We start from the raw sequence: 15,128 nt of genomic DNA, 5'->3' as shown, positions 1-15,128 counted from the left end.
TCAGAGAATCGCGCCGGGCGTGTAGCCCGCGGCCTGGGGGTGCTGCTTCACGATCTCCTCGACCCGGGCGACCACGGTGGCGACCTGGTCGCCCGCGGCACCCGTGAAGGACAGCTTGTCGGCCATCAGCGCGTCCAGCTGGGCGCGGTCGAGCGGAACGCGCGCGTCGGCGGCCAGCTTGTCGAGCAGCTCGTTGCGCTCGGCGCCCTGCTCGCGCATCGCCAGCGCGGAGGCGACGGCGTTCTCCTTGATCGCCTCGTGCGCGAGCTCCCGGCCCACGCCCGCACGCACGGCACCCATCAGCACCTTGGTGGTGGCGAGGAACGGCAGATACCGGTCCAGCTCCCGGGCCACGACCGCCGGGAACGCGCCGAACTCGTCGAGCACCGTCAGGAACGTCTCCAGCAGACCGTCCAGCGCGAAGAACGCGTCCGGCAGCGCGACCCGGCGCACCACCGAGCAGGACACGTCGCCCTCGTTCCACTGGTCGCCCGCCAGCTCGCCCGTCATCGAGGCGTAGCCGCGCAGGATCACCATCAGGCCGTTGACGCGCTCGCAGGAGCGGGTGTTCATCTTGTGCGGCATCGCCGAGGAGCCGACCTGGCCCGGCTTGAAGCCCTCGGTGACCAGCTCGTGCCCGGCCATCAGCCGGACGGTCTTCGCCAGCGACGACGGGGCCGCCGCCAGCTGCACCAGCGTCGTCACGACCTCGTAGTCCAGGGAGCGCGGGTAGACCTGGCCGACCGACGTGAACGCCTGCGAGAAGCCCAGGTGCGTGGCGATCCGCTGCTCCAGCTCCGCGAGCTTCGCGGCGTCCCCGCCCAGCAGGTCCAGCATGTCCTGCGCTGTGCCGACCGGACCCTTGATGCCGCGCAGCGGGTAGCGGCCCAGCAGCTCCTCGACACGGCCGTAGGCCACCAGCAGCTCGTCGGTGGCGGTCGCGAAGCGCTTGCCGAGGGTGGTGGCCTGCGCGGCGACGTTGTGCGAGCGGCCGGCCATGACCAGCTCGCCGTACTCACCGGCCAGCTTGCCCAGCCGCGCCAGGACGGCGACCGTGCGGTCGCGCATCAGCTCCAGCGAGAGCCGGACCTGCAGCTGCTCGACGTTCTCGGTGAGGTCGCGGGAGGTCATGCCCTTGTGCACGTGCTCGTGCCCGGCGAGGTCGTTGAACTCCTCGATCCGCGCCTTCACGTCGTGCCGTGTGACCTTCTCGCGCTCGGCGATGGAGGCCAGGTCGACCGTGTCGAGAACACGCTCGTAGTCGGCGAGCGCCGCGTCCGGCACCTCGATCCCTAGGTCCTTCTGGGCGCGCAGCACGGCGAGCCAGAGCTGCCGCTCCAGCTTCACCTTCTGCTCGGGGGACCAGAGCGTGGCGAGCTCGGCGGAGGCGTACCGTCCGGCGAGGACGTTCGGGATGCGGGGCTTGGCGGGAGCGGAAGTCACGTGGACGGATTCTACTGGCGATTCGTGCAGGCCGGCGCACCGGCCTTTTCGTCGGAACCTACGAGAAGCAGCGAGGACCTGCGAGCACTGCGAGCGCCTACGAGAGGTGCTCGGCGAGCTCGGCCAGCACCTCCGCGTGGCACCGCTCCGGTGCACACCAGCAGGCCAGCGTCCTGCCGCGCAGCTCGGGCACCAGTGCGAGCAGATCCGGCCGTTCCAGCAGATACGCCCGGTATTTCGCCATGACCTCGGCCCGTGTGCCGTCCCGCTTCTTCGCCGGTGTGTCGTAGGCGAAGGGGTTGTACAACGGGTGCCGGGGCAGGTCCCAGCCTCCGAGGGTCCAGCGGCGGCCGACGTAGACCACGTCCGCGGGCGCGTGCTCCAGCCGGGGACCGAAGTCGTGCAGCCGGCCCCTGACGTTGATCACACGCGTGCCCATGCGGACCTACAGCTCGTACGGCAGCAGTTCGGGGCGCTTCGGCGGCAGCCCGTCGCCCGAGGAGCGGCCCGTCAGACGGCGGCCTATCCAGGGCAGCAGGTACTGCCGGGCGAACCGCACGTCCGCCGCGCGGCGCATGACCCAGCCCGGCGGCAGCGTCGTCGGCATCGGCGAGCGCCACTCGGTGTCCTCGGGCTCGTAGCCGAGCGTCTGCCACACGGCCTCGGCGACCCGGCGGTGGCCCTCGGCCGTCAGATGCAGCCGGTCCACGTCCCACAGCCGGGGGTCGCCGAGCGAAGGGGCGCCGTAGAGGTCGACGACGAGCGCGCCGTGCCGGTCGGCGAGCTCGTCGACGCAGGCGAACAGCTCCTCCATGCGCGGCCGGAACCGCTCCAGGACAGGGCCCCGCCGGCCCGGGCTGCGCATCAGCACGAGCTGCTTGCACGACGGGGCCAGCCGCTCCACGGCCTCCTCCAGGAGGGCGCGCACCCGGCCCATGTCGCACTTGGGCCGCAGCGTGTCGTTGAGCCCGCCGACCAGGGTGATCACATCGGGCTCCATGGCCGCCGCCACGGCCACCTGCTCGTCGACGATCTGCTGGATCAGCTTGCCGCGTACCGCGAGGTTGGCGTAGCGGAAGCCGGGTGCGCCGGCCGCCATCCGCGCGGCGAGCAGGTCGGCCCAGCCGCGGTAGGTGCCGTCGGGCAGCAGGTCCGACATGCCCTCGGTGAAGGAGTCGCCGACGGCGACGAGGCTGCTGTGGGTGGGGTTCGTGTGCATGGCGACGGAAATGATATCCCGTGCACATACCCAGCAGTCGGTCGGCTGCCGGGAGCCCCCGCCCGGCCGCCGGGAGTCCTGCTCAGGCGACGGGAGTACGCCTGGCCGCCGGGAGTCCTGCTCAGGCTCCAGGAGTACTGCCCGGCCGCTGGGAGTCCTGCTCAGGTCCGCTGGCCGAACAGCTCCCGCAGTACGTCCTCCATGGTCACGAGCCCGGCCAGCCGCCCGTCCTCCCCGAGGACCGCCGCGAGATGCGTCCGGCTGCCGCGCATCGCGGTGAGGACGTCGTCCAGGGGGGTGTGCTCCCGCACGCGCGCGATGGGCCGCATGTCCCGCAGCCGGAACGGCACCTCGCGCCCGAGGGCGTCCAGGGCGTCCTTCACATGCAGATAGCCGACGATCCGCCGCCCCTCGTCCACCACCGGGAACCGGGAGAACCCGGACTCCGCCGTGAGCTGCTCCAGCTCGTCCGGAGTGACGCCCACGCTCGCGTACACCACCCTCTCCAGCGGCAGCACCACGTCGCGCACCGGGCGGCGGCCCAGCTCCAGCGCGTCGTGCAGCCGCTCCTGGGCGCGGTCGTCGATCAGGCCGGCCTCGCTGGAGTCCTTCACGATCTGCGCTATCTGCGCGTCCGAGTAGGAGGCGGCGACCTCCTCCCGCGCCTCCACGCGCAGCAGCTTCAGCAGTGTGTTGGCGAAGGCGTTGACGGTGAAGATCACCGGGCGCAGCGCCCGGGACAGCGCCACCAGGGGCGGTCCGAGCGCCAGCGCGCTGCGCACCGGCTCGGCGAGCGCGATGTTCTTGGGCACCATCTCGCCGAGCAGCATGTGCAGATACGTGGCCAGGGACAGCGCGATCACGAAGGACACCGCGTGCCCCGCGCCCTCGGGCAGGCCCACCGCGTGGAACACCGGCTCCAGCAGATGCGCGATCGCCGGCTCGGCCACCACACCGAGCACCAGCGTGCACAGCGTGATGCCGAGCTGCGCGGCCGCCATCAGCGCCGACACGTGCTCCAGGCCCCACAGCACGCTCTTGGCGCGCCGGTCGCCCCGGTCGGCGTGGGGCTCGATCTGGCTGCGGCGCACCGAGATCAGCGCGAACTCGGCGCCGACGAAGAAGGCGTTGACGACGAGCGTCGCCAGACCGATCAGCAGCTGTACCGCGGTCACAGCTCCGCTCCCTTCTCGTCGGGCTTCTCGTCGTCGAGCGGCGCCCGCAGCCGGACGCGCGCCGCCCGGCGGCCCGCCGCGTCCAGGACCTCCATCCGCCAGCCGGCGACCTCGAGGGTGTCACCGGCTGCCGGTATCCGGCCCAGCACCGTCGCCACAAGACCGGCGAGCGTCTCGTACGGCCCCTCCGGCGCGCGCAGCCCGACCCGCTCCAGATGGTCCACGCGCGCGGAGCCGTCGGCCGAGTACAGGGCGTGGCCGGCCTCGTCCGTGCCGGCCGGGGCGAGATCGGGCAGCTCGTGCGGGTCGTGCTCGTCGCGGACCTCGCCGACGACCTCCTCGACGATGTCCTCCAGGGTGGCCACGCCCGCCGTACCGCCGTACTCGTCGATGACGACGGCCATGGTGCGTTTGCCGGAGAGCCGGTCCAGGAGCCGGTCGACGGTGAGTGTCTCCGGGACGAGCAGCGGTTCGCGCATCAGCTCGGAGACGAAGATCCGCGTCCGGCGCTCGGCGGGTACCGTCAGCACGTCCTTGACATGCGCCGTCCCGACGACCGAGTCGAGGGTGCCGCGGTAGACGGGGAACCGTGACAGCCCGGTCGCCCGGGTCGCGTTCGCCACGTCCTCCAGGGTCGCCTGCACCTCCAGGGCGACGACCTGCACCCGGGGCGTCATCACGTTCTCCGCGGTCAGGTCGGCGAGGTTCAGCGTCCGCACGAACAACTCGGCGGTGTCGGCCTCCAGGGCGCCTTCCTTGGCCGAGTGGCGGGCCAGTGCCGCCAGCTCCTGCGGCCCGCGCGCCGAGGCCAGTTCCTCGGCGGGCTCCACGCCGATCCGGCGCACCACCCGGTTCGCCGTGTTGTTGAGGTGGGTGATGAAGGGCCGGAACGCGGCGCTGAACCAGCGCTGGGCGTTGCCCACGGTCTTGGCGACGGTCAGCGGGGAGGAGATCGCCCAGTTCTTCGGAACCAGCTCGCCGACCACCATCAGGAACACCGTCGAGGCGGCCGTGCCGAGCACCAGCGCGAGGCTGTGCGACGCCGACCGCGAGACACCGGCGTCCTCCAGCGGCCCGGCGATCAGCGCCGCGATCGACGGCTCGGCGAGCATGCCGACGACCAGGTTCGTGACGGTGATGCCGAGCTGCGCCCCGGACAGCTGGAACGTCAGGCTCCGTACGGCCTTCAGCGCGCCCTGCGCGCCCCGCTCGCCGCGCTCCACCGCCCGCTCCAGCTCGGCGCGCTCGACCGTGGTGAGGGAGAATTCGGCCGCCACGAAGGCGCCGCAGGCGAGCGAGAGCAGGATCGCCGCCAGAAGGAGCAGCACTTCGGTCATCGGTTCACCCCCGTTCCATGGTTCTCCAGGACGGGGCGGAACGCGCGGTGTCGCGCACGGGGAGGCACGCCCATGGGCGGACGCTCACAACCTTTCATGCAGAACCGAGTGGCCATCCAAGGTTAAAGGATGGGCAAAGTCCTTCCGAGGGGGTGCTCAGGGCGAGTCGGCGGGGGCTGGTGCGAGCCGGTAGGCGCCCTCGTGGGCGACGACCCGACCCGCGGTGGGCGGCGCGAAGTGGGTGCCCAGCAGGAGGGTGTCCGTACCTGCCAGGGAGTCGAGCAGCCTCCGGCGCGAGGCCTCGGACTGTACGGGATCGATGTCGACGCACGCGCCGATGCCGGGGTGGGCGAGCTGGACGGGGTGGTGGACGCAGTCGCCGGTGATCAGTGCCGTCCGTCCGCGACTGGTCAGTTCTACGGCGAGGTGGCCGGGGGTGTGCCCCGGGGTCGGGATCAGACGCAGGCCCGGGGCGACTTCGGCACCCTCGGCGGGGACGTCGACGAGGTCGAGCCGCCCGGCCTCCTCCACCGGGATCACGGAGTCGCGGAACATCTGCGCGCGTGCCTCGTCCATGGCGTACCCGGCCCAGAACTCCCGCTCGGCGCGGGAGGTCAGGTAGCGGGCGTGCGGGAACGTGGGCACCCACGCGCCGTTCACCTCCCGGGTGTTCCAGCCGACGTGGTCGGCGTGCAGATGGGTGAGGATCACCAAGTCCACCGAGTCCGGGGGGAATCCGGCGGCGGTGAGGCGCCGCAGGTAGTCGGTGTCGAGGTCGTGCCAGGCGGGATTGGCCCGCTGCTTGCCGTTGCCGATGCCCGTGTCCACCAGCACGCGAAGCCCGCCGGCGGTGAACGCGAAGCTGTGACTGTCCAGGTGCGGGACGCCGTCGCCGTCCGCGAAGTGGGGGCGCAACCAGTCCTGTCCCGCCACGACGTCCGGTGTGGCGTCGGGCAGCAGCCACGGTCCGGTCGCCGGCGGCAACGCAACCTCGTCGACGCGGTGGACGGTGAGGTCGCCCACGGTCCATGTGGTCATCGGTCTCTCCTCGAGCGCTGAGAGGAATCGGTTAAAGCAATCTGTTTGCGTTAAGTCGACCGTAGGTCCTACACTCCACTAATGCAAACAGTTAGCTTTTATGGCACAGGGGAGTCGATGTCCCGTACCGAACTCACACCCCCGGAAGCGGCCCGCTGGGCCCACCGCGCCGGGCTCGTCCTGCCGGCCGACCGCCACGCCGCGGTCGCGGCCACCGCCGACCACATCCACTCCGTGGTCGCCGTCCTGCGCGAGCTCGACTTCGGCGACACCCCGCCCGCCTCCGCCTATCGCGCGGCACAGGAGGCCCACGATGCAGCCGTATGAACTGACCCTCGGCGCCGCCGCCGAGCTGATCCGGGCGCGGCGGCTGTCCCCCGTCGAGCTGGCGGAATCCGTGCTGGAGCGCGTCGAACGGGTGGAGCCGCGGCTCGGGGCCTATGTCACCGTCACCGCCCAGCACACCCGCCGGGCCGCCCGCGAAGCCGAGCGGGACATCGCGGCCGGCCGGCACCGCGGGCCGCTGCACGGCATCCCGATGGGGCTGAAGGACCTGATCGACACCGCCGGACTGGCGACGTCGGCCAGTTCCCGGGTCAGGGCCGGCCACCGCGCCCACACCGACAGCACCGTCGCCGCCCGTCTGCGGGCGGCCGGAGCCGTCCTGGTCGGCAAGACCCACACCCACGAGTTCGCCTACGGGCTGACCACCCCGCAGACCGGCAACGCCTGGGACCGCGACCGGGTCGCCGGCGGCTCCAGCGGCGGATCGGCGGTCGCCGTCGCCGCGGGCACCGCCACCTTCGCCCTGGGCACCGACACCGGCGGATCCATCCGGGTCCCCGCCGCGCTCAACGGCGTCGTCGGCCTCAAGCCGACCTACGGCCTCGTCCCGCGCCACGGCGTCACCTCGCTGTCCTGGTCCCTGGACCACGTCGGCCCGATCACCCGCACCGTCGAGGACGCGGGCCTGGTCCTCGACGCCCTGGCCGGCCACGACCCCCGCGACCCCGCCTCCCTGGCCACACCCCCGGCGGACCACCGGCCGGCCGAGGGCACCGACCTGACCGGACTGCGCATCGGCGTGCCGCGCACCTGGTACTTCGACCACGTCGACGCCGAGGTGGAAACCGCCGTCCGGAACGCGATCGACCGGCTCCGGGATCTCGGTGCCCTGCTCGTCGACGTCGAGATCCCCATGACCCGCTACATCCAGGCCACCCAGTGGGGCCTGATGGTGCCCGAGGCCACCGCCTACCACGAGAGCACCCTGCGCACGGTCCCCGAGCTCTACCAGGCCGACGTCCGCATCCTCCTGGAGGCCGGCGAACTGATGCCCGCCGGCGACTACTTGCGGGCCCAGCGCTCCCGCACCCTCATGCGGCAGGAGTGGGCGGACATGCTGCGCGAGGTCGACCTGATCGCCGCCCCCACCCTCCCCACGACCGCGGTCCCGGCCGGCCAGGAGACGATCACCTGGTCCGACGGGACCGTCGAGGGCGTCTCGGACGCCTATGTGCGGCTCTCCGCACCCGCCAACATCACCGGGGTGCCGTCCCTGTCCCTACCGGTCGGTCACGACACCCAGGGTCTGCCGATCGGCATGCAGCTCCTCGGCCGGCCGCTCGGGGAGCGGCTGCTCCTGCGGGTCGGGCACGCCTACGAGCAGACCCGGCCCGCCCGCCGGCTCGCGCCCGCGGCCTGAACCGGGAACCGCCCCAGTCGCAAACGGTTCGCTTTAAGGTGGTGCCGTGAGCAGACAGATGGTGCGCCCCGGCGGCCGCAGCGCCCGGGTCCAGGCGTCGGTGCACGCCGCCGTCCGCGAACTCGCCTCGGAGCTGGGCCGGGAGGCCCTGACGGTGCCGCTGGTCGCCCAGCGCGCGGGTGTGACACCGTCGACGATCTATCGCCGCTGGGGCGACCTCCAGGAACTGCTGTCGGACGTGGCGGTCGAGCGACTGCGGCCCGACACCACGCCCGGCGACCACGGCACCCTGCCGGCCGACCTCACGGCCTGGGCCGAGCAGTTCCTCGACGAGATGGCCTCGCCCGCCGGCCGCGCCTACATCCGCGACGCCCTGCTGGGCGACCCCGCCGGCGGCAACGCCGGCCGGTGCTCGGCCTACGCCGCCGAGCAGATCGGCCTCGTCCTCGCCCGCGCGGCCGGACGCGGGGAGCGGACACCCGACGTCGAATCGGTGATCGACCAGGTCGTCGCGCCCATCATGTACCGCATCCTCTTCCGCCCGGACGGCCTCGACGCCGCCCACGCCCAGCGGCTCGTGGCCGGGGTCCTCGCCCCGGCCGGAGACACACGCCAGCCGAAGAGGGGCCTGCCCTAGCCGATGAGGGGCTTGACCCAGCGCCGCCAGTGGTCCTCGCGCCGGTAGCCGGCCGCGGCCCAGGTGTGGTGGGCCTGTTCGTTGGTCTCCAGGACCATGGCGTCGACGCGTCGCCCGCCCAGGGCGGCGAAGCGTTGTTCGGCGGCTTCCAGGAGGGCGGTGGCGATGCCTTGCCGGCGGTGGTCCGGGTGTACGGCGAGCCGGTAGGCGGAGCAGCGCCATCCGTCGAAGCCCGCTATGACGGTGCCCGTGAGGCGACCGTCGCGCTCGGCGAGGATCAGGGCCTCGGGGTCGCGTGTGATGAGGCGGGCCACTCCGTCGTGGTCGTCGCTGATGCTGGTGCCTTCCGCGGCTTCGCGCCAGAACCGCAGCACGGTGTCGATGTCCGAGAGGGCCGCGCAGCGGATGTGAAGATCGCTCATGGGGCGAGCCAAGCAGAACCCCCGTCCGTCCGGCGATCGGGTTTCAGTACCCGGACACCGCCCGTTGGTTAGGGTGGCCACCGGAGACCGACGGCGCCCGCGCGGGCAGGGTCGGACACGACGGGGGGCTCGTTCGTGGGGAGTTGGCGCCCAACGGTCATGGCTGCCCACCGGTCGGCGCCGGCGCTGCTGCCGCCGGCACTGCGCGTCTGGCTAGGGCTGATCGCGGCCCTCGCCGCGCTCGTGGTCGTCGCGCTCGGGGTCCTGTACGCCGGCCACGGGGAGCCGGGCACGGTGGATGCGTGGATCCAGCCGTCCGTGGACGCTGTGCGGCCGCCGTGGCGAAACCTCGCTCTGGCCACGGACTTCCTGGCAGAGCCCCTGGGAGCGGCGGTGCTGGTCGTGGCCACCGTGACGGGCTGCCTGCGGCTTCGGCGTCCTCACGCGGCGGTGCTCGTCGTCGCCGGCACCGGTCTGACCGTGGGGACGACGAAGCTGCTCAAGCCCCTGGTTGGACGTACCATTCACGGCGCCGACAACTTGTCCTACCCGAGCGGGCACACCGCCTTCCTCACCGCGCTCGCCCTCGTGGTGGCGCTGCTCGCCACCGGCCGGCTCGGCCTCGGCCGGACGGCGGGCACGGCGCTCGTGCTCGCGGCGGCGCTCGTCGCCGGCGCCGCCATGGGATGGGCGCAGGTCGCCCTGGGCGCGCACTACCCGACCGACGTCCTCGGCGGCTGGTGCACCGCGCTGGCGGTGGTACCGGCGACCGCGTGGCTGGTCGACCGGACGGCCGACGCCGGTCGCCGGCAGCAGCGCCGCTGACGTCACGTCACGTCACGCCAGGCGACGGAACACCGGTTTCACCGGCCGCCCGGCCAACCAGGGGGTGGGGTCGGCGGCGTCCAGTGCCTTCCGGTACACCGCACACGCCTCGGCCACCACGTCGACGGTGTGATCGATGTCGGCCTCGCTGAGTGCGCTGCTCACCACGAACGATGGGGCCAGCACCCCGCCCGCGAGGAGCCGGCGCAGGAACAGGGTGCGGTACTCCTGCGACGGCTGCCGGTTCTCGTCGAGGGTGGCGAAGACCAGGTTGCTGGCCCGGCCCCGCACGACGACGTGGTCGCCGACGCCCATGCTCGCCGCGGCGTCGCGGACACCGGCGGCCAACCGCTCGCCGAGGGCGTGCAGCCGGGCGGTGACGCCCTCCTCGGTGTACGTGGTCTGCACGGCCATCGCGGCCGCCAGGGAGTGCGTCTCCGCGCCGTGCGTGGTGGACAGCAGGAACACCCGGTCGCCGGAGTGCCGCAGCCCGCCCCGCTCCATCAGCTCGCGGCGCCCGGCCAGCGCGGAGACGGCGAACCCGTTGCCCAGCGCCTTGCCGAACGTGGAGAGGTCCGGGACGACGCCGTACAGGCCCTGGGCGCCCGCCTCGGACCAGCGGAGGCCGGTGATCATCTCGTCGAAGACCAGTACGCAGCCGTGCCGGTCGGCCAGCGCGCGCAGGCCGGCGAGGTAGCCGGGCGGCGGCTCGCTGTGGGTGGCGGGTTCGAGGATCAGGCAGGCGACCTCGCCCTGATACCGGGTGAGCAGCTCCTCGGTGGCGGCCAGGTCCCCGTAGGGGAACGTCACGGTGAGGTCGGTGGTGGCCGTCGGGATGCCGGCGGACATCGGCGTGGTGCCGATGAACCAGTCGTCGACGGAGAAGAACGGATGGTCGGCGCAGACGGCCACCCGGGGGCGCCCGGTGGCGGCGCGGGCGAGGCGCACCGCGGCGGTGGTGGCGTCGGAGCCGTTCTTCGCGAACTTCACCATCTCGGCGGTCGGCACCGTGGCCAGGAAGCGTTCCGCGGCCTCGACCTCCACGACGGACGGCCGGACGAAGTTGCTGCCGCGGTCGATCTCGCGCCGCACCGCCTCGGTCACGCGTGGGTGGGCGTGGCCGAGGCTGACCGACCGCAACCCTGACCCGTACTCGATGTAGCGGTTGCCGTCGATGTCCCACACGTGCGCACCGCGGCCGTGGCTGATGACCGGGGCCAGGTTCTCGGGGTACTGGTCGTCGCCCTTGGCGTAGGTGTGCGCGCCCCCGGGGACCAGGGCGTGCAGCCGCTCGTTCGCCGCCCGCGACCGGGGCAGGCGGAACTCCTCAGTGTCCACGCTGACTTCAGCTCTCTCTCTGCTTCAGGATCTCGGCGAGGCTCGGCGCCTCCCGGTCCCGCTGGGACATCGATGTGGCAGGCAGCGGCCAGCGGATCGCGAGTTCCGGGTCGTCGAAGGCGATCGTCACGTCCTCGGCCGGATCGTGCGGGCGGTCGATCCGGTACGAGGTGTCGGCGGTCTCGGTCAGCGCCTGGAAGCCGTGCGCGCACCCCGCCGGGATGTACAGGGTCACCTGGGTCTCGCCGGACAGGTCGAAGGTGGCCACGTTGCGGTAGGTCGGTGAGTCCGTCCGCAGGTCCACGACGACGTCGAAGATCCTCCCGTACGAGCAGCGCACCAGCTTGGCCTCGCCCTTGCCGGAGCGCAGATGCAGGCCGCGCAGCACGCCCCGGACCGAGCGGGACACGCTGTCCTGGAGGAAGGCGTCCGGATCGAGGCCCACCGAGCGGACCACGTCGGCGTCGAAGGTGCGGCAGAAGAAGCCGCGTTCGTCGGCGTACGGCGTCGGCTCGAAGAGGAACGCGCCCGCCACCTCCGGGACTTCGGTCGCCTTCATGGAGTCTCCTTCGCTGGGAACAGGGCTGCCGTCAAGGCGGTGAAGTGGACTGCGAGTTGCCGGGCGGCGTCCTGGTTCCGCTCCGCCAGGGTCTGCCGCAACTCCGCCGATCGCTTCTCCAGCGCACGGAACTGCTCCAGCAGCCGGTCGGCGTCGACCTCGCGGGCCGGATGGCAGTACGCGGCGAGGCCCATCCGGTCCATGAGGGCATCACTCTTCGCCGCGTAGGTGAGGGCGAGGGTCGGTGTTCCGGTCTTCAGCGCGCAGACCAGGTTGTGGTACCGGGTCGCCACCACGGTGTCGGCTGCCGCCGTCTCCTTCATCAGATCGGCCAGTGATGCCGCCTCCGCGGCGGTGACCAGCGCTGAGTCCACCGCGTCGAGGATCGAGGCGACCACGCGGGCATCGCACGCGTCGCCGGTGAGCAGCCGGACCGGTCTGCCTTCCTCGACCAGCGCGCGGACGAAGCGGGTTGTCCCGTCGAGGTAGCGACGGTGGATCTCCTCGGCCCGGGCGCGGTCGTCGTTGCCGCCGTGGAAGGCCATGACGCCTACGCAGACCAGGCCCGGCGGGCCCGACGGGCCGCTCGCCGGTGGCGCCGGCAGGGCGAACGCGAGATCCGGGTGGACCTCGTCGCGCGCGGTGTCCACGCCCATCTCCCGCATCGCGTCGCGGGACAGGGTGTCGCGGTACGACCGGTAGGCGGCCAGCCGCGCCGACCGGCGCACCAGGGCACGGGTCGCCCGGTCGCGGATCGGGGCGGCGCCGACGCCGACCAGCGCGACCCTGGTGCCGAACAGCCGGCCGGTCGCGCAGAGCAGGAACAGGGAGTACGGGAAGCCCCACGGCCGCAGCGGCAGCGTGGCCTCCAGGACGCCCATGCCCGGCACGATCACCACGTCGTGCCGGCGCACCCAGGCGGCGGTGCGGACCACGTCGACGAGCTTGCCCAGACCCTTCCCCACGATCGAGCCCACCCGGGACGCGGTCCGGTACTCCCCGCGGTACCAGTGCAGCCGCGTCGCGGGGATCCCGTACCGGGCCGTGACGACCTCGGGCCCGCCGCACAGCGCGTCCACGACCGTGTCCGGGTGCTCGGCGCGGAGGTACCCGAGTACGGCTTCGAGCGAGCCGTCGTTGCCGAGGTTGCCCGAGCCGAGCAGACCGAACACCCCTGCCCGTACGGGAGTTCTCATGTTCGCCGCCCCTCGCGGCCCGCGACGAGGTCGTCGACGGAGACGGTGAGCCTGGCCGGGTCGACCGGGGCGCGGTCCTCGACCCGCTCGCCGGCGCCCGGCCGGACCCGGCTGGTCATCCACGCGGCCAGGTGCCGGTAGCAGGCGCGCCGGTCGGCGGCGGAGAGCGGCGCCCGCTGGATCGCCGAGACGAAGCCCCAGACGTACTCGGCCAGCAGCCGGGGCGTCGGGTGCAGCGCGCCCGCCCGGCGCGGGTCCAGGTTGACGCACCGGGAGCGCTTGGAAGGGTTCGCCCGCTCGGCGCGGGTGGGGTGGTCGCGCCGGAAGTACAAGAGCTCCGGCACCTGGTGGAAGGGCCCGTGCAGGACGATCTCGGCGACGAACGTCCGGTCCGCGTGGTGATAGCTGTCGTGCGGCTTCACCCGGCGCAGCATGTCGGCGCGCATCACCCCGTAGAAGTCGTCGCCACCGGGCTCGAACAGGAAGCTGCGGAAGCGCTCCGGCGCGTGCGGGGAGGCGGTGGCCAGCCCGTACTCGTAGGGGACCTTCACCTGTCCTTCGCCGTCGATGACCGCCTGGTCGGAGTGCGCCAGGACCACGTCCGGCCGGGCGTCCAGCGCCTGAACGCAGCGCCGCAGCAGGTCCCGGGCGTAGAGGTCGTCGTGCGAGGCCCACTTGAAGAGTTCGCCGCGGCACTCGGTGAACACGTAGTTGTGGTTCGGCGCGGCGCCGATGTTCCGAAGCAGCCGGATGTACCGGATGCGTGAGTCCTGCGCCGCGTACTTGCGGCAGATGTCCTCGGTGCCGTCGGTCGAGGCGTTGTCGGAGATGACCAGCTCGAAGTCCTCGTAGGTCTGGCCGAGCAGGGCGTCGAGCGACTCGGCCAAGTACTCCTCGCCGTTGTACACGGGCAGGCCGATGCTCAGCCGGGGATGGGCGGTCATGACGTCCTCACTTCAGGAATGGGTTCGTTGAGGCGCTCACGCAGGGCCGACCGCAGCTGGAGCCACCACCCGGCCGAGCCGGCGAGGGTCGCGGCGGCGACGCCCCAGGCCGAGCCGACCGTGCCGCCGAGGGCCGCGCCGCCGAGCCCGCCGGCGACGTAGCAGGCGGAGGCGAACAGCTGGCAGCGCAGGCTGCGCCGGGCCGCGGCGAGCGCGCGCAACCCGGCCGCGGCGCCGGTGCCGAGGCCGGCGCCCGCGACGCCGAGGGTGACCGGCACGATGAGCTGGGCGGCGGAGTGCCAGACGCCGCCCAGCACGAGCTCGCCGAGCCGGTCCGGAATCAGCAGCAGCGCCCCGCCCCACAGCAGCGCGGCGACGGCCTGCCCGCCGCCCAGCAGGAGGCAGAACCTGCCGAGGCGGTGCGGGGCCCGCCGCAGGACCCGTGCCGCCTCCGCGACGGTGACCAGCGACAGCCCCATCAGCACGGCGAGGAACGGTCCGAGCAGGAGCTCGGCGCCCCGGACCGCGCCCACCGCGCCCACCCCGGCGATCGCGCCGAGCCCGTACGCCCGCAGCTGGCTCGCGCCGCTGAGGCTGACGTTCTCGACCAGGTACCGGTACCCGAGGTCGCGTTGCTCGCGCAGCCACGCGCGTGCCCGGGCCGTCCGGGGCAGGATGCCGGACTGGACGTAGCCGTACCCCGCGGCCACCGTGGCGGACGCGCCCCAGGCGAGCACGAAGGCGGCCACGCTGCCCACGCCCGCCGCCACCACCATGGCCGGGACGAGCGCGACGCCCCACACGACGTCGTTGAGGAACGCCTTCCGCCCGGTGCCGGCGGCGAAGAACGCGTACCGCCAGGCATCCTGGAGCAGCAGCCCAGGCAGCATGACGCCGAGGCAGGCGAACGCGGGCCCCACGCGCCCGCCGAGCGCGAGACCGCCCACCAGACAGACAGCGCCGATGGCGGCACCGACGCCGAGGGCGGTACCCGACGACCGGGCCACCGCACCCCGCCAGGACGCGTCGGACACGCCGCTGAAGCGCACCACGAGCGGATCGGTGGCCAAACCGCGGGAGACGTTGAGCACCACGCCGTACGTCACCCAGGCGAGGCTGAACACACCGAACGCGGTCACCCCCAGCGAGCGCGCCACACAGATCCCCACCGCGAAGTTGCTGATGCTGGAGGCTGCCTGGTCGGCCAGCCCCCAGGACAGCCGGCCGGCGAAGGCCCGCCGGGTGGATCCCGCCGGTGCCGTCGCCTTCTCCTCCTCGGTGGTCATCCGC

At 72.8% G+C, this 15,128-nt stretch carries 16 protein-coding genes; 4 read left to right on the top strand and 12 right to left on the bottom strand.

What is annotated here, in order from left to right; genetic code table 11:
- The 6 genes from purB to ACIBK5_RS38125 all read right to left on the bottom strand — a co-directional run bounded on the left by purB (nucleotide 1) and on the right by ACIBK5_RS38125 (nucleotide 6,212).
- Complete coding sequence (gene purB / locus ACIBK5_RS38150; protein ID WP_399027162.1) at nucleotides 1–1,443, bottom strand: adenylosuccinate lyase; 1,443 nt, start codon at nucleotides 1,441–1,443, stop codon at nucleotides 1–3.
- A gap of 97 nt (nucleotides 1,444–1,540) precedes the next feature.
- Nucleotides 1,541–1,882: a DUF4326 domain-containing protein gene (locus ACIBK5_RS38145; protein ID WP_399027160.1), complete on the bottom strand. Its 342-nt coding sequence runs from the start codon at nucleotides 1,880–1,882 to the stop codon at nucleotides 1,541–1,543.
- A 6-nt stretch (nucleotides 1,883–1,888) separates the two neighbouring features.
- Nucleotides 1,889–2,662, bottom strand: a complete 774-nt coding sequence (locus tag ACIBK5_RS38140; protein WP_399027159.1) for an SGNH/GDSL hydrolase family protein — start codon at nucleotides 2,660–2,662, stop codon at nucleotides 1,889–1,891.
- 161 nt (nucleotides 2,663–2,823) lie between these two features.
- On the bottom strand, nucleotides 2,824–3,837 hold the full coding sequence (locus ACIBK5_RS38135) for a hemolysin family protein (protein ID WP_399027157.1): 1,014 nt from the start codon (nucleotides 3,835–3,837) through the stop codon (nucleotides 2,824–2,826).
- On the bottom strand, nucleotides 3,834–5,174 hold the full coding sequence (locus tag ACIBK5_RS38130) for a hemolysin family protein (RefSeq protein ID WP_399027155.1): 1,341 nt from the start codon (nucleotides 5,172–5,174) through the stop codon (nucleotides 3,834–3,836). The genes ACIBK5_RS38135 and ACIBK5_RS38130 overlap by 4 nt, the downstream gene beginning before the upstream one ends.
- Nucleotides 5,175–5,330: 156 nt before the next feature.
- On the bottom strand, nucleotides 5,331–6,212 hold the full coding sequence (locus tag ACIBK5_RS38125) for an MBL fold metallo-hydrolase (RefSeq protein WP_399027153.1): 882 nt from the start codon (nucleotides 6,210–6,212) through the stop codon (nucleotides 5,331–5,333).
- Nucleotides 6,213–6,329: 117 nt separating this feature from the next.
- Between ACIBK5_RS38125 and ACIBK5_RS38120 the strand changes: the two genes are divergently transcribed.
- From ACIBK5_RS38120 to ACIBK5_RS38110, 3 genes are read left to right on the top strand one after another with little or no spacing between them, the layout of a single operon-like run.
- Entirely contained in the window at nucleotides 6,330–6,539 is a 210-nt protein-coding gene (locus ACIBK5_RS38120; RefSeq protein WP_399027151.1) for a hypothetical protein, read from the top strand.
- Nucleotides 6,526–7,917, top strand: a complete 1,392-nt coding sequence (locus tag ACIBK5_RS38115; protein ID WP_399027149.1) for an amidase — start codon at nucleotides 6,526–6,528, stop codon at nucleotides 7,915–7,917. The genes ACIBK5_RS38120 and ACIBK5_RS38115 overlap by 14 nt, the downstream gene beginning before the upstream one ends.
- Before the next feature lie 58 nt (nucleotides 7,918–7,975).
- On the top strand, nucleotides 7,976–8,554 hold the full coding sequence (locus ACIBK5_RS38110; RefSeq protein ID WP_399027333.1) for a TetR/AcrR family transcriptional regulator: 579 nt from the start codon (nucleotides 7,976–7,978) through the stop codon (nucleotides 8,552–8,554).
- Here the strand turns inward: ACIBK5_RS38110 and ACIBK5_RS38105 are convergent.
- Complete coding sequence (locus ACIBK5_RS38105) at nucleotides 8,551–8,976, bottom strand: GNAT family N-acetyltransferase (RefSeq protein ID WP_399027147.1); 426 nt, start codon at nucleotides 8,974–8,976, stop codon at nucleotides 8,551–8,553. The two genes, ACIBK5_RS38110 and ACIBK5_RS38105, sit on opposite strands and share 4 nt — an antisense overlap.
- A 159-nt stretch (nucleotides 8,977–9,135) precedes the next feature.
- On the opposite strand from ACIBK5_RS38105, the gene ACIBK5_RS38100 reads away from it, so the two are divergent.
- Nucleotides 9,136–9,801 carry a phosphatase PAP2 family protein gene (locus tag ACIBK5_RS38100; RefSeq protein ID WP_399027145.1) on the top strand — a complete coding sequence of 222 codons (666 nt, stop codon included), beginning with the start codon at nucleotides 9,136–9,138 and terminating at the stop codon, nucleotides 9,799–9,801.
- A gap of 12 nt (nucleotides 9,802–9,813) precedes the next feature.
- Here the strand turns inward: ACIBK5_RS38100 and ACIBK5_RS38095 are convergent, their stop codons facing one another.
- The 5 genes from ACIBK5_RS38095 to ACIBK5_RS38075 are packed head-to-tail and all read right to left on the bottom strand — an operon-like array spanning nucleotide 9,814 to nucleotide 15,124.
- Complete coding sequence (locus ACIBK5_RS38095) at nucleotides 9,814–11,139, bottom strand: glutamate-1-semialdehyde 2,1-aminomutase (protein ID WP_399027143.1); 1,326 nt, start codon at nucleotides 11,137–11,139, stop codon at nucleotides 9,814–9,816.
- Between the two features lie 7 nt (nucleotides 11,140–11,146).
- Nucleotides 11,147–11,698, bottom strand: coding sequence for a dTDP-4-dehydrorhamnose 3,5-epimerase (rfbC, locus tag ACIBK5_RS38090; protein ID WP_399027141.1), 552 nt, complete (start codon nucleotides 11,696–11,698; stop codon nucleotides 11,147–11,149).
- Nucleotides 11,695–12,894: a polysaccharide pyruvyl transferase family protein gene (locus tag ACIBK5_RS38085; RefSeq protein WP_399027139.1), complete on the bottom strand. Its 1,200-nt coding sequence runs from the start codon at nucleotides 12,892–12,894 to the stop codon at nucleotides 11,695–11,697. The genes rfbC and ACIBK5_RS38085 overlap by 4 nt, the downstream gene beginning before the upstream one ends.
- Nucleotides 12,891–13,838, bottom strand: coding sequence for a glycosyltransferase family 2 protein (locus tag ACIBK5_RS38080; protein WP_399027137.1), 948 nt, complete (start codon nucleotides 13,836–13,838; stop codon nucleotides 12,891–12,893). The genes ACIBK5_RS38085 and ACIBK5_RS38080 overlap by 4 nt, the downstream gene beginning before the upstream one ends.
- Entirely contained in the window at nucleotides 13,835–15,124 is a 1,290-nt protein-coding gene (locus ACIBK5_RS38075) for a hypothetical protein (protein WP_399027331.1), read from the bottom strand. Before ACIBK5_RS38075 ends, ACIBK5_RS38080 begins: the two co-directional genes overlap by 4 nt.
- Between the last annotated feature and the right edge of the window lie 4 nt (nucleotides 15,125–15,128).

This window comes from Streptomyces sp. NPDC050546, from assembly GCF_044457425.1.
Taxonomy (GTDB): Bacteria; Actinomycetota; Actinomycetes; order Streptomycetales; family Streptomycetaceae; genus Streptomyces.
This window is presented reverse-complemented; position numbering and strand designations above follow the sequence as displayed.

Excerpts from the sequence above, each read along its gene's own strand:
- ACIBK5_RS38145 (WP_399027160.1), bottom strand. The coding sequence starts at position 1,882 with ATGGGCACGCGTGTGATCAACGTCAGGGGCCGGCTGCACGACTTCGGT.
- ACIBK5_RS38140 (WP_399027159.1), bottom strand. The coding sequence starts at position 2,662 with ATGCACACGAACCCCACCCACAGCAGCCTCGTCGCCGTCGGCGACTCC.
- ACIBK5_RS38130 (WP_399027155.1), bottom strand. The coding sequence starts at position 5,174 with ATGACCGAAGTGCTGCTCCTTCTGGCGGCGATCCTGCTCTCGCTCGCC.
- ACIBK5_RS38125 (WP_399027153.1), bottom strand. The coding sequence starts at position 6,212 with ATGACCACATGGACCGTGGGCGACCTCACCGTCCACCGCGTCGACGAG.
- ACIBK5_RS38120 (WP_399027151.1), top strand. The coding sequence starts at position 6,330 with ATGTCCCGTACCGAACTCACACCCCCGGAAGCGGCCCGCTGGGCCCAC.
- ACIBK5_RS38115 (WP_399027149.1), top strand. The coding sequence starts at position 6,526 with ATGCAGCCGTATGAACTGACCCTCGGCGCCGCCGCCGAGCTGATCCGG.
- ACIBK5_RS38110 (WP_399027333.1), top strand. The coding sequence starts at position 7,976 with ATGGTGCGCCCCGGCGGCCGCAGCGCCCGGGTCCAGGCGTCGGTGCAC.
- ACIBK5_RS38105 (WP_399027147.1), bottom strand. The coding sequence starts at position 8,976 with ATGAGCGATCTTCACATCCGCTGCGCGGCCCTCTCGGACATCGACACC.
- ACIBK5_RS38100 (WP_399027145.1), top strand. The coding sequence starts at position 9,136 with ATGGCTGCCCACCGGTCGGCGCCGGCGCTGCTGCCGCCGGCACTGCGC.
- rfbC (WP_399027141.1), bottom strand. The coding sequence starts at position 11,698 with ATGAAGGCGACCGAAGTCCCGGAGGTGGCGGGCGCGTTCCTCTTCGAG.
- ACIBK5_RS38085 (WP_399027139.1), bottom strand. The coding sequence starts at position 12,894 with ATGAGAACTCCCGTACGGGCAGGGGTGTTCGGTCTGCTCGGCTCGGGC.
- ACIBK5_RS38080 (WP_399027137.1), bottom strand. The coding sequence starts at position 13,838 with ATGACCGCCCATCCCCGGCTGAGCATCGGCCTGCCCGTGTACAACGGC.
- ACIBK5_RS38075 (WP_399027331.1), bottom strand. The coding sequence starts at position 15,124 with ATGACCACCGAGGAGGAGAAGGCGACGGCACCGGCGGGATCCACCCGG.